Origin of the sequence: Streptomyces sp. MS06 (assembly GCF_047200655.1) — a bacterium.
GTDB lineage: Bacteria > Actinomycetota > Actinomycetes > Streptomycetales > Streptomycetaceae > Streptomyces.
Genome location: NZ_JBJZOJ010000032.1, coordinates 65,925 through 88,015 on the forward strand (window position 1 = coordinate 65,925; position 22,091 = coordinate 88,015).

18 protein-coding genes are annotated in these 22,091 nt (G+C 74.9%); 7 read left to right on the top strand and 11 right to left on the bottom strand.

Annotated features, from left to right (window positions below; genetic code table 11):
- Positions 1-2 precede the first annotated feature (2 nt).
- Positions 3-1,379, top strand: coding sequence for a zf-HC2 domain-containing protein (locus tag ACL02U_RS18860; RefSeq protein ID WP_412792047.1), 1,377 nt, complete (start codon positions 3-5; stop codon positions 1,377-1,379).
- Between the two features lie 187 nt (positions 1,380-1,566).
- On the opposite strand, the gene purU is transcribed toward ACL02U_RS18860, so the two are convergent.
- Both purU and ACL02U_RS18870 read right to left on the bottom strand, forming a co-directional pair.
- Positions 1,567-2,451 (bottom strand): formyltetrahydrofolate deformylase, encoded by an 885-nt coding sequence (gene purU, locus ACL02U_RS18865; protein ID WP_412792028.1) that lies wholly within the window; start codon positions 2,449-2,451, stop codon positions 1,567-1,569.
- Positions 2,452-2,534: 83 nt separating this feature from the next.
- Entirely contained in the window at positions 2,535-3,035 is a 501-nt protein-coding gene (locus tag ACL02U_RS18870) for an SCO4402 family protein (protein ID WP_412792029.1), read from the bottom strand.
- A 117-nt stretch (positions 3,036-3,152) separates the two neighbouring features.
- Here ACL02U_RS18870 and ACL02U_RS18875 point away from each other — a divergent pair, with 117 nt between their 5' ends.
- Entirely contained in the window at positions 3,153-4,469 is a 1,317-nt protein-coding gene (locus tag ACL02U_RS18875; protein WP_412792030.1) for an ABC transporter substrate-binding protein, read from the top strand.
- A gap of 7 nt (positions 4,470-4,476) precedes the next feature.
- Here ACL02U_RS18875 and ACL02U_RS18880 read toward each other — a convergent pair whose 3' ends face one another.
- The gene (locus tag ACL02U_RS18880) at positions 4,477-6,129 is read right to left on the bottom strand and encodes a hypothetical protein (RefSeq protein ID WP_412792031.1); all 1,653 of its coding nucleotides are present in this window, start codon (positions 6,127-6,129) and stop codon (positions 4,477-4,479) included.
- 251 nt (positions 6,130-6,380) lie between these two features.
- Complete coding sequence (locus ACL02U_RS18885) at positions 6,381-7,766, bottom strand: transcriptional regulator (RefSeq protein WP_412792032.1); 1,386 nt, start codon at positions 7,764-7,766, stop codon at positions 6,381-6,383.
- A gap of 341 nt (positions 7,767-8,107) precedes the next feature.
- On the opposite strand from ACL02U_RS18885, the gene ACL02U_RS18890 reads away from it, so the two are divergent.
- The 3 genes from ACL02U_RS18890 to ACL02U_RS18900 all read left to right on the top strand — a co-directional run bounded on the left by ACL02U_RS18890 (position 8,108) and on the right by ACL02U_RS18900 (position 11,272).
- Complete coding sequence (locus ACL02U_RS18890; RefSeq protein WP_412792033.1) at positions 8,108-8,770, top strand: bifunctional DNA primase/polymerase; 663 nt, start codon at positions 8,108-8,110, stop codon at positions 8,768-8,770.
- Positions 8,771-8,918: 148 nt separating this feature from the next.
- Entirely contained in the window at positions 8,919-9,689 is a 771-nt protein-coding gene (locus ACL02U_RS18895) for an ABC transporter ATP-binding protein (RefSeq protein ID WP_412792034.1), read from the top strand.
- On the top strand, positions 9,686-11,272 hold the full coding sequence (locus ACL02U_RS18900; protein ID WP_412792035.1) for a transporter: 1,587 nt from the start codon (positions 9,686-9,688) through the stop codon (positions 11,270-11,272). The genes ACL02U_RS18895 and ACL02U_RS18900 overlap by 4 nt, the downstream gene beginning before the upstream one ends.
- 141 nt (positions 11,273-11,413) lie before the next feature.
- On the opposite strand, the gene ACL02U_RS18905 is transcribed toward ACL02U_RS18900, so the two are convergent.
- Together ACL02U_RS18905 and ACL02U_RS18910 are read right to left on the bottom strand one after the other, a co-directional pair.
- Positions 11,414-12,319: an alpha/beta fold hydrolase gene (locus tag ACL02U_RS18905; RefSeq protein ID WP_412792036.1), complete on the bottom strand. Its 906-nt coding sequence runs from the start codon at positions 12,317-12,319 to the stop codon at positions 11,414-11,416.
- Positions 12,320-12,884: 565 nt separating this feature from the next.
- Positions 12,885-13,577 (bottom strand): metal-dependent transcriptional regulator, encoded by a 693-nt coding sequence (locus ACL02U_RS18910; protein ID WP_412792037.1) that lies wholly within the window; start codon positions 13,575-13,577, stop codon positions 12,885-12,887.
- A 348-nt stretch (positions 13,578-13,925) separates the two neighbouring features.
- Between ACL02U_RS18910 and ACL02U_RS18915 the strand changes: the two genes are divergently transcribed.
- On the top strand, positions 13,926-14,678 hold the full coding sequence (locus ACL02U_RS18915; RefSeq protein ID WP_412792038.1) for an SIS domain-containing protein: 753 nt from the start codon (positions 13,926-13,928) through the stop codon (positions 14,676-14,678).
- 85 nt (positions 14,679-14,763) lie between these two features.
- Here the strand turns inward: ACL02U_RS18915 and ACL02U_RS18920 are convergent, their stop codons facing one another.
- Both ACL02U_RS18920 and ACL02U_RS18925 read right to left on the bottom strand, forming a co-directional pair.
- Positions 14,764-16,224 (bottom strand): PAS domain-containing protein, encoded by a 1,461-nt coding sequence (locus tag ACL02U_RS18920; RefSeq protein WP_412792039.1) that lies wholly within the window; start codon positions 16,222-16,224, stop codon positions 14,764-14,766.
- Positions 16,225-16,854: 630 nt separating this feature from the next.
- Positions 16,855-17,958, bottom strand: coding sequence for a citrate synthase 2 (locus ACL02U_RS18925; RefSeq protein WP_412792040.1), 1,104 nt, complete (start codon positions 17,956-17,958; stop codon positions 16,855-16,857).
- Between the two features lie 461 nt (positions 17,959-18,419).
- Between ACL02U_RS18925 and pdxH the strand changes: the two genes are divergently transcribed.
- The gene (gene pdxH, locus ACL02U_RS18930; protein ID WP_412792048.1) at positions 18,420-19,049 is read left to right on the top strand and encodes a pyridoxamine 5'-phosphate oxidase; all 630 of its coding nucleotides are present in this window, start codon (positions 18,420-18,422) and stop codon (positions 19,047-19,049) included.
- Between the two features lie 64 nt (positions 19,050-19,113).
- Here pdxH and ACL02U_RS18935 read toward each other — a convergent pair whose 3' ends face one another.
- Genes ACL02U_RS18935 through ACL02U_RS18945 form a run of 3 tightly spaced genes read right to left on the bottom strand, consistent with a single transcriptional unit; the run spans position 19,114 to position 22,021 of the window.
- Positions 19,114-19,734 carry a TetR/AcrR family transcriptional regulator gene (locus ACL02U_RS18935; RefSeq protein ID WP_412792041.1) on the bottom strand — a complete coding sequence of 207 codons (621 nt, stop codon included), beginning with the start codon at positions 19,732-19,734 and terminating at the stop codon, positions 19,114-19,116.
- Complete coding sequence (locus ACL02U_RS18940; protein ID WP_412792042.1) at positions 19,722-20,456, bottom strand: enoyl-CoA hydratase family protein; 735 nt, start codon at positions 20,454-20,456, stop codon at positions 19,722-19,724. The genes ACL02U_RS18935 and ACL02U_RS18940 overlap by 13 nt, the downstream gene beginning before the upstream one ends.
- Positions 20,453-22,021: a 4-coumarate--CoA ligase family protein gene (locus ACL02U_RS18945; RefSeq protein ID WP_412792043.1), complete on the bottom strand. Its 1,569-nt coding sequence runs from the start codon at positions 22,019-22,021 to the stop codon at positions 20,453-20,455. Before ACL02U_RS18945 ends, ACL02U_RS18940 begins: the two co-directional genes overlap by 4 nt.
- Positions 22,022-22,091 lie beyond the last annotated feature (70 nt).

Genomic DNA, 22,091 nt, shown 5'->3' on the forward strand with positions numbered 1-22,091 from the left:
GGATCGGCGAACCGGAGGACGGCTCCGGCGGCCCGGCCGCCGGCCCGGCCGGGCCGGGCGACGGCGCGCGGCGGCCCGCGGGGCCCCGCGGGGACGGCGGCCCGCCGGGCGGGCCCGGTGAACCGGGCGGACCCCCGGGCGGCCGCGGCCCCGGGGGCTCCCCCGGTCCGCACCCGGATCGGGAGCCGCGCATCCCCCTGCCCCGCGCCTCGGTGGAGGACAGCGGGCTGCCGCTGCCTCCCGCGCCGGTCCCGCTGCCGCCACCGGACCTGCCGCACCCGGTGCTGAAGGCGCTGCTGGGCGCCTGGGCGCTGGCGGCCTGCTCGGCGGAGGAGACCGCGGCCGTCGAGGAGCACCTCGGCCGGTGCGGCGCCTGCGCGGACGAGGCGCGCCGACTGCGCGAGGCCGTCGGGCTGCTGCAGCGCCCCGACAGCCTGGACCTCGATCCCGGCCTGCGCACCCGGGTCCTGGAGAGCTGCCTCGACCGGCGTCCACCCCGCATCCCGGTCCCCGACTGGGCGGCGGCGTACGACACCGAGACCGCCCGCCTGGACGCCCTGCTGCAGGACTTCGGCGACGCCGAGTGGCATGCGCCGGTACGGCTGCGCTGGTTCGAGGGGGACGCGGCGGCCAGTCGCCGGACCACCGTCGCCGGGACCATCGCGCACCTGCTCGCGGTGGACGGGCTGATCGCCGTCGCCCTCGGCCTGGACGACCCGCTGGACCCGGCGCGCCCCGAGAAGCCGACGCCCGAGGGGCGCACCGAGGCCTACTGGCGGGCCGCGCGCGTCCCGCCGACCCGCGCGGTGCGCGCGCCGTGGCGGGAGCAGAGCCGCACCCTGGTGCGGACGGTGGCCTTCACCGCGGGTTCCGGCGCGGCGGAGACGGCGGTGTCGTACGGCGACGGCGCGCTGCCGCTGCGGGACGCGATGCTGGACCGGGCCTTCGAGTGCTGGGTGCACGCCGAGGACATCGCGGAGGCGGTCGACTACCCCTACGCGCCTCCCGCCCCGCGCCATCTGCGCGGCATGATCGACGTGGCGGCCCGGATGCTGCCCGGGGTGCTCGCGTTCCGCCGCCGCTCGGGTCTGGCCGCATCCGGCAGCGGCCGGCACCTGGTGGCCGCCGGGCAGCCCGGCCGGAGTCTGCGGCTGGAGATCGAGGGGCTGGGCGGCGGCGAGTGGCTCATCCCGCTGGACTCCCCGGCCGCGGCCGGGTCGGCGGCGCACGAGGTGGCGCATGTCGCACTGGACGGCGTGGAGTTCTGCCGGCTCGCCGCCGGGCACGTCTCCCCGCAGGAGGCGGCGGCCGGGCAGTCCGGCGACCGGGAGGCGATCAGGGACGTGCTCTTCGCGGCGGCTTCGCTGAGCCGGATCTAGGGCCGCAGCAGGCACCGTTCGCGCCGCGGCGGCCTTCACCCGCCGCGGCGCGGCGTCCGGCACACGGGAACGGCGCAGGCGTCAGGCGTACGGCGTCAGGCGCCCTGCCTGGGAAGGCGACCGGCAGGCGGAGGCCGGAGCGGGAGCGGCGCCGGGCCGGCGGCGTGCGGGATCCGCGGCCGCGGACTCAGCCGAAGACCACCGTCCGCCGCCCGTTCAGCAGGATCCGCCGCTCGGCGTGCCACTTCACCGCCCGGGCCAGCGCCTGGCACTCCACGTCCCGTCCGATCGCCACCAGCTGGTCCGGGGTGACGCCGTGGCCGACGCGCTCGACCTCCTGCTCGATGATCGGGCCCTCGTCGAGGTCCGCCGTGACGTAGTGCGCGGTGGCGCCGATCAGCTTCACCCCGCGCGCGTGCGCCTGGTGGTAGGGCTTGGCGCCCTTGAAGCTCGGCAGGAAGGAGTGGTGGATGTTGATGATCCGCCCGGCGAGCCGCTTGCACAGGTCGTCGGAGAGGACCTGCATGTAACGGGCGAGGACGACCAGCTCGACGCCCTCCTCGCGGACGATCTCCAGCAGCCTGGCCTCCGCCTCCGGCTTGGTGTCCTTCGTCACCGGGATGTGGTGGAAGGGCACGTTGTAGGAGTCCACCAGCTCCGCGAAGTCGGTGTGGTTGGACACCACCGCCGCGATCTCCACCGGAAGGGCGCCGATCCGGGCGCGGAAGAGCAGGTCGTTCAGGCAGTGCCCGAACCTGCTGACCAGCAGGACGACGCGCATCCGCTCGTCGGCCCGGTGGATCTGCCACTCCATGTGGAAGGAGTCGCCGACCGCCGTGAAGCTCGCCCGCAGCTTGTCCACCGTCACCGGCGACTCCGCCGAGAAGTGGACGCGCATGAAGAACAGTCCCGTGTCGTGGTCGCCGAACTGCTGGCTGTCCTCGATGTTGCAGCCGGTCATGAACAGGTAGCTCGACACGGCGTGCACGATGCCCTGCTTGTCCGGGCAGGAGAGCGTCAGGACGTACTGGTCGGCCGGCGCCGCCGCGGCTCGGGAGGACTGCTCGTTCATGCAGGACAGCGTCTCACGTCCGGGCGCCGCCGTTCAGGGCAGTCCGCCACCCGGACCCGGCCGGCTGCCGGGCGGGGCGCGCCTCAGGCCGAGCTGGTCAGGATGTGCAGCACCTCCAGGGAGCTGGGCGGCACGTCCGGGTCCTCGCCGTCGCCGGTCGCCAGCCGCACGTGCGCGTCCCGCGCCGCCCGCACCGCCTCCGGCCAGTCCTGGTGGTCGACGTAGGTGGTGACCGGCGCGTCCGGGCCGACCTGGTGCATGATCCGCAGCACCCGCAGCACCGCGGTGTCCACCAGCGCCGCCTCCTGCGAGTCGCGGAAGATCGTGCCGACGTACTTCTCGGCGGACCAGTGGTCCAGCCAGGTGTCCTCGACCAGGCGGTACACGGCGTCGGTGACGTCCCCGTAGCCGTCGGCGCCGGCCAGCCAGACGTCCCGCTGGAACCCCGGGTCGGAGAGCATGTGCAGCGCGGAGCGCACATTGCTGCGCCAGCGCCACCACGGCATGTCGTTCAGTGGCATGCCGCCCATGGTGGAGGAGCGACGGCCGCGACGGGAAGAGTTCTCCGATCCTTGCACGGTCATAAATCGTACGTTCCGCTTCCAGCGGGCCGCACCGACCCCCGCAATTCACCTTCGGGTCACCATCCGTTGACCGTGGGTCACTCCCAGGTTAGCGGTGTGGCGGAATCGTGCGGGGACATGACCGGCAGGCGACGCACGCGTTCCACATTCCTCCCCGCCTTCACCCGACCTGCGAAGCGTGCCGCGGCCCGCGCGGCCGCGGCGCTGGTGGCCGGCGCCTCCCTCACCGCCGGGTGCGGGATCGTCCCCGGTACCACGGGGGGTTCCGGGGACGGCCCGATCACCGTCATGACCTGGGCCCCCTCGGGCACCGACGCCACCAACAAACCCGGAATGACCGCCCTCGCCCAGGCCTACGCGCGCTGGGTCAACTCGCACGGCGGCATCAACGGCCGCGATCTGAAAGTACTGGTCTGCAACGAGCACAACGACAGCGTGGCCGCCGCGAAGTGCGCCCGCCGCGCCGTCGAGGAGAAGGTGGTCGCGGTCGTCGGCTCCTACAGCCAGTACGCCGACTCCTTCTTCCCTCCGCTGGAGGGCGCCGGCATCCCCTACATAGGCGGCTACGGCATCAGCACCGAGGAGTTCACCAGCCCGCTGTCCTACCCCGTCAACGGAGGCCAGCCCACCCTGCTGGCCGGCCTCGGCCGGAAACTCGCCGGCACCTGCGGACCGGTCACGCTGGTCCGCCCCGACTCCATCACCGGCGACCAGCTCGCCCCGCTGCTCGACTCGGGCCTCAAGGCGGGCGGCCACAAGGCGGCCGGCGACCAGCTCGCCGCCGAGGACGCCACCGAGTACTCCACCCAGTCCCGCGACGCCCTCGAGCAGGCCACCAAGGACCCGGACAAGAACAAGAAGGGGTGCGTGGTGCCCGCCCTCGGCGACCGCACCAACACCTTCATGGACTCCTTCCGGCGCGCCCGCAAGGACTACCCGTCGGTGCGCGCGGCCACCGTGCTCGGCAGCGTCGACCAGACCACCGTCAACACCGCCGGCGGCACCTCGGGGCCCTACGAGGGGGCGTACATCGCCGGCTGGTACCCGGTCGCCAGCGACCCGCGCTGGGACCCGATGAAGAAGGCGATCCGCGAGCGCGCCTTCCTGGACAACCGCATCGACCCGGCGGACGCCGGGGTGCAGACGACGTGGATCGCCTACACCGTGTTCCGGGAGATCGTGCAGAAGCTGGGCGACGGCGAGATCAGCTCCACCAGCGTGCGCCACGCCCTCGACGGCGGCATCCAGGTCGGCACGGGCGGCCTGACACCGCCGCTGCGCTGGCAGTTCGCCGCCCCGCTGGCGTCCGTCGGCTTCCCCCGCCTGGTCAACGCGGACGTGCTGATCCAGGTGGTGCACGGCGGCCGGCTGGTCGCCGCCGACAAGGACTTCGTCGATGTCACGCAGACCCTGAAGAAGGCCGAGGTGAACTGACCGCCCGTCACAGCTGCGACGACTGCCGCCGGGTCAGCCCGTACTTCTCCGCGATCGGGTTCCACAGCCCGGCGGCCGTCTTCTTCTGCTTGCTCGCGGTGCCGCTGGCCCGGTTGCCGGCCTCGTACTGGCCGGTGGAGCGGAACTTGCCCTTGGGGCACATCTTCTTCTTGTCCGCGGCGATCTGGTCGGCCCAGGCCGCGTAGTGGTTGTCGGCCGAGGCGGACGCCTTCCAGGCGTTGGTCAGCGCGGTGGTCAGCTCCCCGTGGTGCGCCAGATCGTCGACCGGAAGCCCGGACAGCCTGGTGACCAGCCCGCCGCGCTGCTTGGCCGCGTCGCGCAGGTCGTTCGCCGCCTGCCCGAGGTTGCGGCAGGCCTTGATGTCGCCCACCGCCTTGATCACCGCGGTGCGGCTGCTGCCGCTGTCCGCCAGCAGCTTGTCCAGGGCGGCCGCCTCCTTCTTGCCGGGGTCGGCGGACGGCGAGGGCGAGTTCCCGGGTGCGGGGGAGGTGGCGGCGACGGCGGCGGAGTCGCCGGTCTTCGGATCGTCGCCGGATCCGCCCATCAGCGCGCCCGCGCCGATGCCGACGACGGCGATGGCCACGCCGATCCCGGCGAACAGGGGCACGCGCGAGCGCGTGCGGCCGCCGTCGTGGTCGTCGGCGTAGCCGTCGCCGTGGTGGCCGTCGCCGTAGCCGCCCGGCGGGGCGTAGCCGGGCTGGTTGCCGTGGCCGGCTTCCGGCTGCTGGGCGTAGCGGGGGATCTGCTGGGTCGCGGCGGCGCCGCCGTCCGGGCCGGAGGCGCCGCGGAAGAGGTTGTCGAACTCGACGGGGGGCTGGCGGTGGTCCGGACCGCCGCCGGGGGCGCCGGGACCGGCGTACGGGGCCTGTGCGTCGGGCTGGGCGGGCACCGGCGGGATGTACTGGGTGGCGGCCTCGGCGCCGGGCCCGGCGGCGGGCGGCAGCGGGCCCGCGCCCGGCTGGTGCCCGGCGGTCGCGCCCGAGGCGCGGCGCAGCCGCTGGGTGGAGTCCGGCGCTGCCTCGGGGGGCAGCGCGCCCGGTGCGACGGGCGGTATGTAGCGGGTGGCCGCCTCGTCGGAGGCGGGCTGCGCCGGGTGCCCGGGGTGGGCGGCGTACGGCTGCGGGGCACCGGGCGGGGACTGCGGATACGGAGCCTGGGCGCCGGGGACCGGCGGCAGGTACTGGGTGGCGCCCTCGTCCGCGTGCGCCGCGGCGGCGGGCGGGAAGGCGGCGCCGCCGGCGGGCGGCGGCGCTCCGTGCGCGGCCGGACCGGCCGGGTCGGGGTACCCCGGCTGCTGGGCGTTCTCCGGCGGCAGCGGGCCCGCCGGAGCCTGGGGCCCGGGGGACCACGCGGGGTCGGCCGGCCAGCCCTGGCCGGACTGCGGGTGCGGGTAGTGGTCCGCGGCGCCCCACGTACCGCCCCAGTCCCGGCCGTCGGGCGCGGCGTGCCCGGGGCCGCCCTGGGGCGGGGCGTGGTGCTGACCGGGCTGCGGAGCGTGCTGCGGAGCGCCGTAGGGGCCCGGGGCGCCGGGTCCGCCGCTCATGCCGGGCGGCAGCGGATCGCCGCCGCCGGAGGGCAGCACGACGCCTTCGTGCGCGGGCTGCGCCGAGGGCTCCTCGCCCTGTCCACTCTGCGTCACCGGGACTCCTACGAATGGGGGACCTTCGGAATCGTCGGCTCACGCTACCGGGTCCCCCGAGCCGCGTGCCACGCAGCTCAGGGCGTCGGCTCCTTCCCCGTGACCGGATCGACGAACCCGGCGGGTTCCCGCGCCGGATCCGCGCCTCCGCGCCGGCCGGGCGTCGACCGTACGCCGAGCGGACGACACCGGTTGTTCACCGGCGGTGCGGCGGCCGCAGCGGACCGCCGCGGTGCGACCGCCCTTTCCGCTCAGGCGGCCGTCCTGAGGTCCAGCCGGGCGCCGAACTCCCTTACCACCGACTCCTCCTGGAAGGGCTCCAGCCGCTGCTGGAAGTCCTCCAGGTATTCCGCGCCCCGGTCGGAGCGCAGGCTCTCCAGCAGTTCCACGGCCTGCAGACCGGTGTGGCAGGCCTGCTCGACCTCCCGCTGCTGGACCCGGGCCGTGGCGAGCAGCAGGTAGCCGATGGCCCGCCGGCGCGCCCGGGTGGCGGGGTGTCCGGCCAGTGACTGCTCCGCGTACCGGGCCGCCGCCTCCGGCTGCCCGAGGTCGCGGTGGCAGTGCGCCAACTCGTCGGCGAGATAGGCCTCGTCGAAGTGGGTGATCCACACCGGGTCGTCCCCGGAGGCCGGGTCCGCGGCCTCCAGGGCCCGCACGGCCTCCCCCGAGGCGGCCTGCGCGGCGCGCGCGTCGCCCAGCAGCGCGTGCCCGCGCGCCTCCGCGGCGTGGAACATGGACTGCGCCCGCGGGGTCGCACGCCCGCGCGCTCCCTCCTGGGCGGCGCGCGCCAACTGGGCGATCTCGCGCGGGTTCCCGAGCTGTGCGGCCAGGTGGCTCATGGAGGCGGCGAGGACGTAGCCGCCGTAGCCGCGGTCGCCCGCCGCCTGTGCCAGCCGCAGCGACTGGATGTAGTAGCGCTGGGCGAGCCCCGGTTGACCGGTGTCGACCGCCATGTATCCGGCCAGCTCCGTCAACCGGGCCACGGCGGCGAACAGTTCGCGGCCGACGGCCTCCCGGTAGGAGCCGGACAGCAGTCCGGAGACCACGCTGTTGAGGTAGTGCACCACCACCGGCCGCACGTGCCCGCTGCCGTACTGGTGGTCCAGGTCCACCAGGGCCTGCGTCATGGACCGTACCGCCGCCACGTCGGACCGGCCCACCCGCGGGCCCGCGGAACGGGCCACCTGGGCGTCCGGCGAGGAGATCAGCCAGTCGCGGCTGGGCTCGACCAGCGCGGAGGCGGCGACCGAGGAACCGGAGAGGAAGTCGCGGCGGCCGACGTCGCTGCGCCACAGCTCGCAGACCTGCTCGATGGCCCCCAGCACCGTCGGCGAGAACTGGAGCCCGACGCCGGAGGCGAGGTTCTTGCCGTTGGCCATGCCGATCTCGTCGATCGTGACCGTACGGCCCAGTTTGCGGCCGAGCGCCTCCGCGATGACCGCCGGGGCGCGCCCCCGCGGCTGCTGTCCGCGCAGCCAGCGCGCCACCGACGTCTTGTCGTACCGCAGGTCGAGGCCGTGCTCGGCACCGCACATGTTGACCCGGCGGGCGAGCCCGGCGTTCGAGCACCCCGCCTCCTGAATGAGCGCCTGCAGCCGTTCGTTCGGCTGCCTCGCGACGAGAGGCCTTGCGGCCATGGCATAACCCCCTGTGGCTGCGGTGCCTGCCCGCGCACCGAGTTGACGTGTCTTCCGCGGCCGGTCGTCCCCACTCCCGGACAGGGCCCGGTGGCGGGCGTTACCGGCCGTGGAGATCAATGCCCAGCCGGCATGTCGAGAATGCACTCAATGTCGGCTGATGTGCGTCATGGTGAGGATTGCCGGGGTAACGGCGGGAGCCGGCCCCCCTCGTGGCTACCCGCTCGGACCGCCGATCCTCCCGCGCGCCCCCGGGCGTGCACCCATGCGCCCCGAACGATGAATCAGTGCTCCTCCCCCGCGCGCGATACACCCCGTAACCGGAGGTGGACGCTGGAGTTGTGTTCCACGTGGAAGAGACGATCCCGGGCGCCCAAGCCGCGCAGATCCCGAAGCAGCGCGGGGAATCCCTGCTGGAGACCGCAGTTCGCTACGCCGAGGAGCGCCACTGGGACGTGTTCCCCGGCACCTGGCTGGAGGCCGTCGACGGGGTGCACCGCTGCTCCTGCGGTGCACCGGGGTGCGGGGCGCCCGGGGCCCACCCGGTGCGCGCCGACTGGGCGACGCAGGCCACGGGCAGCGCCACCGTCGCCCGGCGGATGTGGCAGAAGCAGCCGACCGCGTCGATCCTGCTGCCGACCGGACGCACCTTCGACGCCGTCGACGTGCCCGAGACGGCCGGCTTCCTCGCTCTGGCACGCATGGAGCGCATGCAGCTGACCCTCGGTCCGGTGACGCTCACCCCGCACCGGCGGATGCAGTTCTTCGTCCTGCCGGGTGCGGCGGCGAAGGTGCCCGAACTGGTCCGCAAGCTGGGCTGGGCGGTCGCCACGCTCGACCTGGTCACCCTCGGCGAGGGCTCCTGGGTCGCCGCTCCCCCGACCCGCTACGCGGCCCGCGGTGCCGTGCAGTGGGCCCGCCGCCCCACCCCCGCCAACCGCTGGCTGCCGGACGCCGAGGAACTGATCTCACCGCTCGCCTACGCCTGCGGAAGGGACCGCTGACGGCGCCTCCCGCCCGCCGCGGCCCGCGGCGGGGACCGCAGCGGGCACCTTCAGGCCGTCGACCGGCGCGTCGGCGGCCGCACACGGCTGCCCCGGCCCCCTCAAGCACGGCCCCGCCGTAGGCTTCTCCGCGACGGAGGGAGACGCGGTGAACGAGAGCGCCGTACGGCTGCGGGGGCTGTGGAAGCGGTTCGGGCAGCAGGTGGCGGTGGCCGGGATCGACCTGGACCTGCCGGCGGGCCGGTTCGTCGGGCTCGTCGGACCGAACGGGGCGGGCAAGACCACCACGCTGTCCATGGCGACCGGGCTGCTGCGGCCCGACGCGGGCACGGTGGAGGTCGTCGGCCACGACGTCTGGCGCGACCCGGTGGCGGTGAAGGCGCGGATCGGGGTACTGCCTGAGGGGCTGCGCCTGTTCGAGCGGCTGTCGGGACGCGAACTGCTCGCCTACGCGGGCCGCCTGCGGGGGCTGCCCGGCGCCGAGGTGGACCGGCGGGCCGGGCAGCTCCTGGACGTGCTCGACCTGTCCGGTGCCCGGCAGCGTCTGGTCGTCGACTACTCCACCGGCATGCGCAAGAAGATCGGCCTCGCGGCGGCCCTGCTGCACAATCCGGAGATCCTCTTCCTCGACGAGCCGTTCGAGGGCGTCGATCCGGTGTCCGCGCAGACCATCCGGGGCGTGCTGGAGCGGTACACCGCCTCGGGCGCCACCGTCGTGTTCTCCTCGCACGTCATGGAACTCGTCGAGTCGCTCTGCGACTGGGTGGCCGTGATGGCCGCGGGCCGCATCCGCGCCCACGGCCCCCTGACCGAGGTGCGCGGCGCGTCCCCCACCCTCCAGGAGGCCTTCCTGGAACTGGTCGGCGCGGGCGGCCGGGACTCCGCCTCCGAGCTGGACTGGCTGGGCGGTACCCGATGAGCCTCACCCCGGTCGTCGTGCGGCTGAAGCTGTCGCTGCTGCGCGGCGGGCTGCGGCGGTCCCCGGGGCGCAGTGCCGCCTACGCGGCGTCCGCCGCGGCCGGTCTGCTGTTCGGCGTGCTCACGCTGCTCGGTCTGACCGCCCTGCGCGGCCACGCGCACGCCGACGCCGTGGCCGTGCTGCTCACCGCGGTGCTGGGCCTGGGCTGGGCGGTGATGCCGCTGTTCTTCCCGGGCGGGGACGAGACCCTGGACGCGACCCGGCTGGTCCTGCTGCCGCTGCGGCCGCGCCCGCTGGTCCGGGCGCTGCTGGTGTCCTCCCTGGTCGGGATCGGCCCGCTGTTCACCGTGCTGCTGCTGGCGGGCGCGGTGGTCTCGGTGGCGCACGGCGCGGCGGCGTACGCGGTGTCGGTACCCGCGGTGGTGATGGCGCTGCTGGTGTGCGTGTCCCTCGCCCGGGCCGTCGCCACCGCCAACACGCGCCTGCTGACCAGCCGGCGGGGCCGCGATCTGGCGGTGCTGAGCGGACTGGTCATCGCGATCGGCGTACAGCTCGTCAACTTCGGTATGCAACGGCTCGGTTCGGCGGGCCTGGGGCAGCTCGACCCGGCCGCGGAGGTGCTGCGCTGGGTGCCGCCCGCGGCCGCGGTGGGCGCCGTGCACGCGGTGAGCGACGGCGCCTACGGTGCGGCCGCCGCGCAGTTGGCGGTGACCGCGGCGGCGACGGCGGCGCTGCCGGCGTTGTGGGCGCGCGGCCTGACACGGCTGATGACCGCCCCGGACGGTTCCACCCTCCGGCCCGACGACCCGGCCGCCCGGGACCGCGGCCCGGCGGCGCGGCTCGGCGGGCTGCTGCCCGCCGGGCGCACCGGCGCCGTCATGCACCGCAGTCTGCGCTACGTGTGGCGGGACCCGAAGACCAGGGCGGCCTGGGTCGCCTCGCTCGCGATCGGGCTGATCGTGCCGGTGTTCAACGCCCTGCAGGGCACCGGGTCGGTCTACTTCGCCTGCTTCGCCGCCGGGATGCTCGGCGTGCAGATGTTCAACCAGTTCGGGCAGGACGGCTCCGCCTTCTGGATGGTCGCGGTGACCGTCGCCTCGCCGCGGGACGCCTACCTGGAGCTGCGCGGGCGGGCGCTGGCGCTGCTGGCGGTCACGCTGCCGTACACGGCGTCGGTGGCCGTCGTGACGACGGCGCTGCTGGGCGCGTGGGGACGGCTGGCGGAGGTGCTGGGGCTGTCGTTCGCGCTGCTCGGCGCGCTGCTGGCGGGCGGTGCCTGGATGTCGGCCCGCTTCCCGTACTCGATTCCGCAGGAGGGCCACAAGAACGTGGCGCCGGGGCAGGCCGGACTGGCCTGGATCGCCATCGTCGGCGGGATGGTGTCGGCGGCCCTGCTGTGCGCACCGCTGCTCGCGGTGTCGGTCTGGCTGCACCTCGCGGCGGGCGGCGAGGCGTGGACGTGGCTGCTGCTGCCCGCGGGGGCGGCATACGGTTCCGGGGTCGCCCTGCTCGGGCTGCGGATGGCGGCTCCGCGGACTGCGGCGCGGCTGCCGGAGATCCTGGCGGCGGTCAGCAGGGGTTGACGGACCCCCGCGCCGGACGGCGGGGCCGGGCGGTGTGCGGGCGGCGCCTTCCCCCCGGCGAGCACCGGCCGCCGGCGGCCGCTTCCCGGTGGCGGTGCGCCGGCCGCCGCTTCCCGGTGGCGGTGCGCCGGCGGCCGCTCCTCAGCCGGTGAGCACGGCCTCCAGGAAGGGTTCGATCGCCGCCCGCCAGCGCTCCGGCTGGTCGTAGTGGACCAGGTGGCCGGCGTCGGCGACCTCCGCGTACCGGCCGTGCGGCAGCACGCGGACCATCTCCTGCGCCTCCGCGCGGCCCAGTTCGCCGTCGAGGCCGCGGACGACCAGGGCGGGGCAGCGGACCTGGGCGAGCTCCTCCCAGTGCGCGTCGTACACCCACGTCTCCCGGGAGCGGAGCATCTGGTCGGGGTCGAAGACCGGGCGCCAGCCGTCGGGGGTCTCCTGCATCACCTCGGCGTAGAAGGCCCCGCGGGCCGGGTTGGGCCGCTCCACCCAGGGGTCGTCCTCGCCGAACCACTTGCGGACGTCGGCGAGGGTGGCGAACGGCACCGGCCAGGACCGGAACCAGTCGGCCCACTCGCGCTGCGAGGCCGCGCCCAGCGCGGATGCCCGCATGTCGCAGACGACCAGTCCGGACACCAGGTCGGGGCGTTTCGCGGCGACCTGCCAGGCGGTCAGCGCTCCCATCGCGTGTCCGATGACGACGGCCGGGGCGAGGCCGAGCTGTTCGAGCGCGGCCTCGGCGTCCTCGACGTACGCCTCCCGCGTGAACGCGGCGTCCGGGGGCTTCCCGCTCTGCCCGTGGCCTCGCTGGTCCAGGGCGACCGCGCGGTGCCGCTCGCCGAGCCAGCGGGCCGTGGACGCCCAGTGCGCGGCTCGGCCCATCAGGCCGTGCAGTAAGAGCACTCCGGGCGTCCGGTCCGCTGCGCGCCGGGACCGGGGGCCGCCCTGTTCCGGGACGAACACCGCCGGGTCGCCCTTGGGCGGGTCGCCGAACTCCCAGGCGGCGAGACGGACGCCGCCCGCGCCGGTCACCTCGATACGCCGCGCCATCGGTCCTGGCACCCCCTGGCTGTCGCTGCCGTCGTACCGCTTGCCGTGCTGCTGCCGTGTGCCACCGCGGCCGCCGCCCGCGGGGGCCGCGCCGGGTCGGGCGCGCCGTGCGGGATGCGGGGCGGGCGCGGGGCCCGTCACCCGCAGGCTATCGAATAAACATTCGAGAAAAGCCGTCTCCGTCGGCAACACCGCTCGTTCGGGTGACCTCGCTCAAGGAATGATCGCGGCCGCCGAGGGGAGATCTTCCACAGGGGGCGGACCGCTCGGGGAAGACGGTCCGAGGGGGGCGACCCTGAGAGCTCGGGGCTCCGGGTCGACACAGGGGAGGACAGGCCCCGGCGCCGCACGGCGCCGGGGCTCTCCACTCGGCTGCGGCACATCCTCGACCCCCTCAGGTCCTCCGCCTCACGCGACAGCCTCGCACGAGCGGCGCACCGGCGCTGTGATTCCGGGCACTGGATCACGGATTCGACGCGAAGCGGATCATCCGGCAACTCCCCCTGAAGTCAACGGAGTTGAGACTGGCGAGGCGAGGGGCGCCGGCATGGGCGCCGGACCGGACTCAGCGCTTGGCGACGAACACGTGCGAGGCGATGTCCGCGGCCAGCTCGGCCGCCTCCCCGCCGCTGCCCACCAGCACACCGCCGGCCGACTCCGTGACGCTCACCACCGCCCCCGGCTGCAGGCCGGCCCGGCGCAGCGAGTACATGAGCTGCGCGTCCGTCTGGATCGGCTCCCCGATCCGGCGGACCACGACCGTCTTGCCCTCCGCGCCCGGGGCCAGCTCGGCGAGCGACACCATGCCCTCGTCCAGGAACGGCATGGGACCGTCCTTCTCCCCCAGCTCCTCCAGGCCCGGGATCGGGTTGCCGTACGGCGACTCGGTCGGATGGCGCAGCAGCTCCAGCACGCGGCGCTCCACCGCCTCGCTCATCACGTGCTCCCACCGGCACGCCTCGGCGTGCACCTGCTCCCACTCCAGACCGATCACGTCGACCAGGAGGCACTCCGCGAGCCGGTGCTTGCGCATCACCCGCGTCGCCAGCCGGCGGCCCTCGTCGGTGAGCTCCAGGTGCCGGTCGGTGGCCACGGAGACCAGGCCGTCGCGCTCCATCCGCGCCACCGTCTGGCTGACCGTCGGCCCGCTCTGGTCGAGCCGTTCGGCGATCCGGGCACGCATGGGGACCACACCTTCCTCCTCCAGCTCGAGGATGGTGCGGAGATACATCTCCGTGGTGTCGATCAGTCCGGACATACGTGCCCCTCGATGAGATCTGCCGAAGGCCCGACGGCCCCACGGCGCGTGCGCTGGCCCTGCCGTCAATTCTGCCGGATACCACCGACAACCGTGCCGCACCGCCGCGACCGGGCACTTCCGCCGCCCCCTCCCGCACCGCCGCGAGGGGTCGCCCTCCGTCCCCTCCCGCACCACCTCCCGTCCCGTCTCCGGCACCACCTCCCGTCCCGTCTCCCGTCCCGTCTCGAGGCCCGGGTCCGCGCCCGCCGGCCCGCGGCCCCGCCGAGCGGCCGTATTGACACCGCACTGGTCCAGACCGCACCGTGATCCGCGACACGACCGCAACCGTGCGAAGGAGCCCCGCGGATGAGCGACAAGCCGGCCGACCAGTTCTTCGACGCGGCGATCGACCTCCTCACCCGCGTCCGCGACGAGGAGGCCCCCGCCATCGAGGCCGCCGGCACGCTCCTCGCCGACACGGTCGCCTCCGGCGGTCGCCTCTTCGCCTTCGGCGCCGGGCACTCCTCGCTCGCCGCCCAGGACGTCGTCTACCGCGCCGGCGGTCTCGCCCTGATGAACCTGCTCGCGGTCCCCGGAGTCGTCGGCGTCGACGTCGTGCCGGCCACCCTCGGCTCCGCGCTGGAACGCGTCGACGGCCTCGCGAGCGCCGTCCTGGACACCTCCCCGGTCCGCGCCGGGGACACCCTGGTCATCATCTCCCTGTCCGGCCGCAACGCCCTGCCCGTGGAGATGGCGATGAACGCGCGCGCCCTCGGCGTCCACGTCATCGGCGTGACCTCGGTGGCGTACGCGGCGCAGACCAAGTCCCGGCACGCCTCCGGCACCTACCTCAAGGACCACTGCGACCTCGTCCTCGACTCGAAGATCTCGGTGGGGGACGCCGAACTCACCCTCGACTCCATCCCCGCGCCGTTCGCCCCGGCCTCCACCGTCGTGACGACCGCGCTCCTCCAGGCGGTCATGGCGACGGCGGCCGCCTCGCTCGCCGACCGCGGCATCGAACCGCCGCTGCTGCGCTCGGGCAACGTCGACGGCGGCCACGAGTGGAACGGACGGGTCCTGGACGAGTACCGCGACCGCATCTTCTACCGCCGCTGAAGCCGACCCGTCGGGCGGTGCGCCTCCCCGGGGACGCCCGGGGCGCCAGGGGGCGCCCCGGGGGGCCTGGTCCGGGTGTCCCGGGTCAGGCGTCTCCGCCCGCCGGCCCGGCCCCGCCGCCGGCATCCTCCGGCCCCCCGGACTCCGGCCCCGCGGACCCCGCGAGATCCGCCAGGTCCAGCGCCGTCGCGATCCGCGCGGCCACATCCTCCGCGTACGCCGTGTCGGACCGCTCGAAGCCGCTGCGCCCGCGGCCCCGCAGGAACGTCACCACGCCCAGCGTCCGCCCCCGGCTGCGCAGCACCGAGCACAGCGCGTGCACCGTGTCCCGGTTCCACTGCCTGGCCACGGCCCAGGCCTGGGCCTCCTCCGCCGTCATCGACCCGGCACCGGCCCGCACCGACCCCGACCGGCGCACGCACTGGAACGCCGGATGCCCCTCCCCGTAGCGCACCGGCAGACCGGACCCCTCCCCCAGCACGCTCGGCCCGGGGCCGCCCGCCGGGGTGGCCGCCAGCCGCACCAGCCGCACCGGCCCGGCGGCGTCCGCGTCGGACACCGCTCCGCCCGCCACCCGGTCGATCAGCGCGTGGTCGGCGAACCCGGCCAGTGCGAAGTCCAGGTGCACGGTGGCCGCCTCGGCCGGGTCCTCGCACTCGGCCGCCGCCCGTGCCGCCCGGTGGAGCTGGTTCGTCCGGAACCTCAGCAGGGAGGCCTCCTGCTCCGCCTGCTTGGCCTCGGTGACGTCGGTGAACAGCCAGCCCACACCCAGCGGCACCGGCTCCTCCGCCAGCGGCGAGGCCAGCCGCACGAAGCCGCTGCGCCAGCAGCGGCGCCGCTCGCCCTCCGCGGTCCGCACCGCCACCCACATCTCGGCGGGCGCCGGCGGGGCGCCCTCGGCCAGCACATGGGTGAGGGCGCTCTCCAGCGCCTCCACACCCTGCGACAGCAGGTCGCCGAGCGGCCGGCCCAGCACCGCCGTGCGGCCGGTGCCCAGCAGCCGGGCGGCGTGCGCGTTGACCACGGCGGGCCGCAGGTCGGCGTCGACCAGCACGACCCCCCAGCTCGCGTCCTCCAGCAGCGCCTCGCTCAGCGCTATCGACCGCTCCAGGTCGATCTGCGCGTGCACCTCGCTGAACGCGCAGTACACCCCGGCGGGCTTGCCGTCGGGATGGCGCACCGCCGCGGACTGCGTACGCACCAGCACCCGGCCGCCGTCCTTGGTCAGCAGCGCGAACTCGTGCACCTGCCTGCCGGGGGCGCCCATCGCGGACATCAGCCGCGCCTCGACCTCGTCGGCGTCGGCGCTGCGCACCGCCCAGCCGGCGAAGCCCTGGCGGCCGACGGCCTCGGCCGCCGTCCAGCCGAGGATGCGCTCGGCCTCGCGGTTCCAGTGGGTGACCGTGCCGTCCGCGTCGAACGCGCACAGCGCGGCGTCCATCCCGTCCAGCAGCGCGGCGAGCAGGTCCGCCCCGTCGTGCTCGGGCGGCTCGGGCCCGTCCGGCCCCAGCTCGTCAGTGGTCCCCCTACGCCGGGAAGCGCTCACCTCGACCCCCTTGGACCGCCTGCAGGCTGCAACGTCCGCAGGTACGTCGCGTCGGTTCGCTCACTGGTCATCATTCAACTTGAACGTGACGCAGCGCACATAGGGTTTCCCGCAAGATTGAAACAATCGTTGCACGCCCGCGCCCCCCTAGTCGACGGCGGACGGCCGCGTCCGGTTCCCGCGTCCGGTTCCCGCGCCCGGGGCGTGATCCCCCGCGAACCCCTGCGCCGCGCGGGCGGGGGGCCGACCCCGTGACCCCGTGACCCCGTGACCCCGTGACCCCGTCACCGGAGGCGCTGCTCTCGGTCCGCTCGCGAAAACCTGTTGATCCGGGTCCGCCGGGTTCTTATGGTGGGCCTTACGTGGAAAGGAGGTGATCGGGTAAATGAGTGAAACCCGGACGCACGAGGTGGCTGCGGGCTAGCGGTCCGCCACCACATCCAGTGCGGTGCCGGACCAGCGTGTCCAGGATGCGCGGCCGGCCCAATCCCAAGCAGTCACCCGACCCGCGGGCTGCCGGTACGTCCGGCCGGCTCCTCCTCGTGAGGAACCCAGCCCGCGGGTCGTCTGCGTTCCCGACGGCCGTCCCGTGCGCGGGTCGTCCGCGCAGGGAGGCCCGCCGGGGCCGGGTCAGTCGGCGGTGATGTCCCCGTAGCCGTCGACCGCGCGCGGGTCGCGCGGGCCCGGGCCGACGTAGCGGGCGGTCGGGCGGACCAGGCGGCCGGTGCGCTTCTGCTCCAGGATGTGAGCGGACCAGCCGGCCGTGCGGGCGCAGGTGAACATGGACGTGAACATGTGGGCCGGCACCTCGGCGAAGTCCAGCACGACGGCCGCCCAGAACTCGACGTTGGTGGCGAGGACCCGGTCGGGCCGGCGGTTGTGCAACTCCTCCAGGGCGGCCTTCTCCAGCGCCTCGGCGATCTCGAAGCGGGGGGCGCCCAGCTCGCGGGCGGTGCGGCGCAGGACGCGGGCGCGCGGGTCCTCGGCGCGGTAGACCCGGTGGCCGAAGCCCATCAGGCGCTCGCCGCGGTCGAGGGCGTTCCTGACGTACGCCCCGGCGTCGCCGGTGCGCTCGATCTCCTCGACCATGTGCAGCACCCGGGAGGGCGCCCCTCCGTGCAGCGGTCCGGACATGGCGCCGACGGCGCCGGAGAGCGCGGCGGCCACGTCCGCGCCGGTGGAGGCGATGACGCGGGCGGTGAAGGTGGAGGCGTTCATGCCGTGCTCGGCGGCCGAGGTCCAGTAGGCGTCGACGGCCGCGACGTGCTTCGGGTCGGGCTCCCCCCGCCAGCGGGTCATGAAGCGCTCGGTGATGGAGGTGGCCTTGTCGATCTCGCGCTGCGGCACCATGGGCAGGCCCTGCCCGCGGGCGGACTGGGCGACGTAGGACAGCGCCATGACGGCGGCGCGCGCCAGGTCGGCGCGGGCCCGTCCGGCGTCGATGTCCAGCAGCGGTTTGAGGCCCCAGACGGGGGCGAGCATGGCGAGCGCGGACTGCACGTCGACGCGGATGTCGCCGGAGTGCACGGGGATCGGGAAGGGCTCGGCGGGCGGCAGTCCGGGGTCGAAGGCGCCGTCGACGAGGAGTCCCCAGACGTTGCCGAAGGACACGTGGCCGACCAGGTCCTCGATGTCGACGCCGCGGTACCTGAGGGAACCGCCTTCCTTGTCCGGTTCGGCGATCTCCGTCTCGAACGCGACGACTCCTTCTAGCCCGGGTACGAAGTCGGACATCAGGCGGCTCCTCGTGATGCGGTGGACGGGCGGGTGGCTCTCGGACGCCGGAGGGCGCCGACCGGCGCCGGCCGGTGGCGGCCGGTGGCGGCCGGTGGCGGCCGGTGCGGTTCGCGGGCGGGCCCGGCGGATCCGCGGCCGTCGGCGGCTCGCGGCCGGTCCGGTGACGCGCGGTCCGGGGCGGCCGCCCCGGTGGCGTCCTCCGGCGGCCGGCGGTCATCCTCGGGACGTAACAGCACCATAGCCGCGAGTGCCATCTCTGGGGAGTGTTTGCGGCACTGAGTGCCACACGTGAGTTGCGCCACCCCCTCCGGCGCGGGCCGCGGATGCGGCAGGATGAGCATGTGAACGACCGAGACGCCGCGCCCCGCGATCAATCCGGTTCCGCCGACGCCACCGCCCGTCCCGAGGAGTCCGAGCGGCCCTTCGACCCGCGGGACGTCGTTCCCGACCCGGCGGCGATGCGCAAGCAGTACCGGGTGGAGGGGCTCGCCGAGCCGGACCTGGCCGCGACACCCGTGGAGCAGTTCGCGCGCTGGTTCCGGCAGGCCGCCGTGGAGGCCCACCTGTTCGAGCCGAACGCGATGGTGGTGTGCACGGCGGACGCCGGGGGACGGCCCAGCTCGCGGACGGTGCTGCTGAAGCAGTTCGACGATCGCGGCTTCGTCTTCTACACCAACTACGACTCCCGCAAGGCACGCGACCTCGCGGAGAACCCGCATGTGTCGCTGCTCTTCCCATGGCATCCGATGGCCCGGCAGGTGATCGTCGAGGGGGTGGCGCGCCGCACCGGCCGGGACGAGACGGCCGCGTACTTCCGCACCCGGCCGCACGGCTCGCAGCTCGGCGCGTGGGCGAGCGCGCAGTCGTCGGTGGTCGGGTCCCGTGCCGAACTGGACGCGTCGTACGCCGAACTGGCCGCCCGGTACCCGCAGGGCGAGCAGGTCCCGGTACCGCCGCACTGGGGCGGGTTCCGGGTGGCGCCGGAGTCGGTCGAGTTCTGGCAGGGCCGGGAGAACCGGCTGCACGACCGGCTGCGCTACGTGGCGGAGGCGGACGGGGGCTGGCGGGTGGAGCGGCTCGGCCCGTGACCGCGGCGCGCCGACGGTGCGCGCCGGACACCGCTGCGGTCCGCCGGCGGGCGCCCGGCGCGGCTCAGCCCAGGGCCTCGTCGAGCAGGTCGGCCCACTGGGCGACCACCCGGTCGCGGCGGGCGCGGTCGTCGGTGAGGAGATTGGCCAGGCCGAGGCCGCGGGCCATGTCCAGCAGGCCCTGGACGGTCTCCCGGGCGCCGGGGGCGGACTCGTCGGCGCCGAGCAGTTCGACGGCGATCCGGTGCATCTCGCGGCCGACCCGGGCCTCCAGTTCGGTGACGCGGGCCCGCAGCGGCTCCTCGTTGGACGCGGCCACCCACAGGTGCAGGGCGGCGCGGAACAGCGGACCGGTGTAGAGGTCGACCAGGGCGGCGACGACGGTGCGCCGGTCCGCGGGCGCGGCCCGCGGGAACAGGGCGCGCAGCGCCCCGGACCGCTCCTCGGCGACGTACTCGACGGCGGCGGTGAACAGGTCCTCGCGGGTCGGGAAGTGGTGCTGGGCGGCGCCGCGGGAGACACCGGCGCGCTCGGCGACGACGGCGACCGTGGAACCCGCCCAGCCGTGCTCGGCGAGGCAGGCCACGGCGGCCTCCAGGAGCCGCTGCCGGGTGGCGCGGCTGCGGTCCTGTTTCGGCGCGCGGTCGGTCCGCGCGATCCGGTCGTCGCCGGTCACAGCGCCCATGCGGGATCCCGTCGTTCGAGGAAGGCCGTCATCCCCTCGCGGGCCTGCGTGGTGGAGAACAGCCGGGCCGAGAGCGCGGTGAGGTCGGCCGCGTCCCGGTCGAATGCCTCCAGCACCTTAGCCGTGAGCAGCCGCTTCGTCTCCGAGAGGCCCTGCGGGGAGGCCCGGCGCAGCCCGTCGAGGACCGGGGCGAGGACGGTGTCCACGTCCTCCCCGGCGGCGGTCAGCAGGCCGAGGCGGGTGGCCTCGGCGGCGTCGAAGCGCTCCCCGGTGAGGTAGAGGCGGGCGAGTGCGCGGGGGTCGGTACGGGGGATCAGCGGCAGCGAGATGACGGCGGGCGCGACCCCGATCCGCACCTCGGTGAAGGCGAAGCTGGCCGCGGTGGAGGCGGCGGCGATGTCGCAGGCGCCGAGCAGTCCGAGTCCGCCCGCGCGGACGTGGCCGGCCACCCGGGCGACGACCGGTTTGCCCAGTTCGAGGATGCGGCGGAGCAGGCGGACGAAGTCGTCCGGATCGGGCGGGTCGCGCAGGTCGGCGCCGGCGCAGAAGGTGCTGCCGGTGTGGGTGAGGACGACGGCGCGTACGCCGGGGTCGGCGCCGCAGTCGTCGAGGGCGTCGCCGAGCTGGCCGACGAGGGCGGCGGAGAGCGCGTTGCGGGTGGCGGCGGAGTCCAGGCTGAGGGTGCGGACACCGCGTTCGAGGAAGGTGCCGACGAGGGTCACGGGAGCTCCCGCAGCTGTCGGCGGAGGATCTTGCCGGAGGCGGCCCGGGGCACGGCGTCGACGAAGACGACCTGGCGGACGCGCTTGTAGGGGGCGACGCGTTCGGCGACGTGCATCATGACGTCCCCTTCGGTGAGGTCGGGTGCGGACGGCTGGCGGACCACGTAGGCGCGCGGTATCTCGGTGCCCTGGTCGCCCGGTACGCCGATGACGGCGGCGTCGGCGATGCCGGGGTGGGTGAGCAGCAGGGCCTCCAGTTCGGCGGGGGCGACCTGGAAGCCCTTGTACTTGATGAGTTCCTTGACCCGGTCGACGACGAACAGCCAGCCTTCGGGGTCGACGTGGCCGACGTCGCCGGTGTGCAGCCAGCCGTCGGCGTCGATCATGTCGGCGGTGGCGTCGGGGCGGCCGAGGTAGCCCTTCATGACCTGCGGGCCGCGGATGAGGATCTCGCCGGACTCGCCGGGGCCGAGGTCGGTGCCGGGGTCGTCGAGGGAGACGATGCGCATCTCGGTGCCGGCGATGAGCCTGCCGACGGTGCCGGGAGGCGCGTCGCGCATGGCGTCCAGGGGGACGACGTGGGTGCCGGGGGACAGTTCCGTCATGCCGTAGGCCTGGCCGACCGGCGGCAGGCCCAGTCGGGCGGCGCAGGCGGCGGCGAGCGAGGCGTCCAGCGGGGCGGCGGCGCTGATGACGTACCGCAGCGACGACAGGTCGTACCGGTCCACGAGCGGGTGCTTGGCCAGGGCGAGGACGATCGGCGGGGCCACGTACAGGCCGGTGATGCGGTGGTTCTGGACGGCGGCGAGGAAGGTCTCCAGGTCGAAGCGGGGCAGCACGACGACGGTGGCGCCCCGGCGCAGCGGCGCGTTCATCAGGGCGGTCAGCCCGTAGATGTGGAAGAACGGCAGTACGGCGAGGATGCGGTCGCCGGGGGCGGTGGTGATCGCCGCGTCGAGCTGGGCCAGGTTGGTGGCCATCTGCCGGTGCGTGAGCATGACGCCCTTGGGGGTGCCGGTGGTGCCGGACGAGTACGGCAGGGCGGCGACGTCCTCGGCCGGGTCCAGGGCGACGTCGGGTTCGGGGGCGCGGCCGGCGAGCATGTCGATCAGCGAGCGGTGCCCGGGTGCGCTGTCGCAGACGAAGATCTCCCGCACCGTGCCGGCGAGTTCGGCCGCCCGGCGGGCGGTGGCGAGCAGCGGGGAGACGGTGATGATCCAGCGGGCGCGGGAGTCGCTGAGCTGTTTGGCGAACTCCTCGGGGGTGGCCAGCGGGTGCGCGGTGGTGACGGTCGCGCCGGCGCGGGTGGCGGCGTAGAAGGCGGTCGGGAAGACGATGGTGTTGGGGCTGTGCAGGGCGAGGACGTCGCCCTTGCGGACGCCGGCGTCGGCGAGGGCGGCGGCGATGCGCCGGTGGAACCGGTCCAGTTGCGCGTAGCCGAGGGTGGTGCCGTCGGTGCCGTCGACGAGGGCGGGGGCGTCGCCGAACTCGGCGGCCCGGCCCAGGACGGCCTCGTGGATGGGCTGTTCCACGGCCGGGACGTCTGCGTAGTCACTGCGGAACACGGTTCCTCCTGGGGCCGGTTGCGGAAGGGGGGGGGGGGGGGGGGGGGGGGGGGGGGGGGGGGGGGGACCC

Excerpts from the sequence above, each read along its gene's own strand:
- purU (WP_412792028.1), bottom strand. The coding sequence starts at position 2,451 with ATGAACGAGCAGTCCTCCCGAGCCGCGGCGGCGCCGGCCGACCAGTAC.
- ACL02U_RS18870 (WP_412792029.1), bottom strand. The coding sequence starts at position 3,035 with ATGACCGTGCAAGGATCGGAGAACTCTTCCCGTCGCGGCCGTCGCTCC.
- ACL02U_RS18875 (WP_412792030.1), top strand. The coding sequence starts at position 3,153 with ATGACCGGCAGGCGACGCACGCGTTCCACATTCCTCCCCGCCTTCACC.
- ACL02U_RS18885 (WP_412792032.1), bottom strand. The coding sequence starts at position 7,766 with ATGGCCGCAAGGCCTCTCGTCGCGAGGCAGCCGAACGAACGGCTGCAG.
- ACL02U_RS18900 (WP_412792035.1), top strand. The coding sequence starts at position 9,686 with ATGAGCCTCACCCCGGTCGTCGTGCGGCTGAAGCTGTCGCTGCTGCGC.
- ACL02U_RS18905 (WP_412792036.1), bottom strand. The coding sequence starts at position 12,319 with ATGGCGCGGCGTATCGAGGTGACCGGCGCGGGCGGCGTCCGTCTCGCC.
- ACL02U_RS18910 (WP_412792037.1), bottom strand. The coding sequence starts at position 13,577 with ATGTCCGGACTGATCGACACCACGGAGATGTATCTCCGCACCATCCTC.
- ACL02U_RS18915 (WP_412792038.1), top strand. The coding sequence starts at position 13,926 with ATGAGCGACAAGCCGGCCGACCAGTTCTTCGACGCGGCGATCGACCTC.
- ACL02U_RS18925 (WP_412792040.1), bottom strand. The coding sequence starts at position 17,958 with ATGTCCGACTTCGTACCCGGGCTAGAAGGAGTCGTCGCGTTCGAGACG.
- pdxH (WP_412792048.1), top strand. The coding sequence starts at position 18,420 with ATGCGCAAGCAGTACCGGGTGGAGGGGCTCGCCGAGCCGGACCTGGCC.
- ACL02U_RS18935 (WP_412792041.1), bottom strand. The coding sequence starts at position 19,734 with ATGGGCGCTGTGACCGGCGACGACCGGATCGCGCGGACCGACCGCGCG.